Raw genomic sequence first — 366 nt, forward strand, 5'->3', positions numbered from 1 at the left:
TGTCGCCTTTGACATTGATGGTGTCGCCCAATGCGTAGTTGTTGCTGCCGGCGGTACCGCCGAAGTTGATGCCTTTGGCGATATTGGCGGCGTTGGTCGCTACGTTTTGGTTGGTCGCAAACAGTTGGCTGCCGTTGACGGCGTCTTTGCTGTTGGCATTGAGGTCGCCGTCGGCTACGTTGGTCACTTTGTTGCCGGCGTTGTTCAAACCGTCTTTGGTCAGTTTGACATCACCTGCTTTAACGCCGTCTTGGGTCAATGCGACATCGTCGCCTACTTTCACACCGTCGTTGTTAACGGTGGTGTCGCCGGCTTTGACGCTGTTCACTACCAGGTCTTTTTTCAGCTTAACGGTCACTTTATCGT

The 366-nt window shown here is 53.6% G+C and carries 1 protein-coding gene; it reads right to left on the reverse strand.

The window, feature by feature from the left end:
* Positions 1 to 328: hypothetical protein (locus tag ACTHTJ_RS10975; RefSeq protein WP_440362700.1), on the reverse strand; the 328-nt coding region annotated here is incomplete at its 3' end.
* Positions 329 to 366: the final 38 nt, after the last annotated feature.

Origin of the sequence: Neisseria sp. P0018.S001, from assembly GCF_051957355.1 — a bacterium.
In the GTDB taxonomy this organism is placed as follows: Bacteria; Pseudomonadota; Gammaproteobacteria; order Burkholderiales; family Neisseriaceae; genus Neisseria; species Neisseria subflava_A.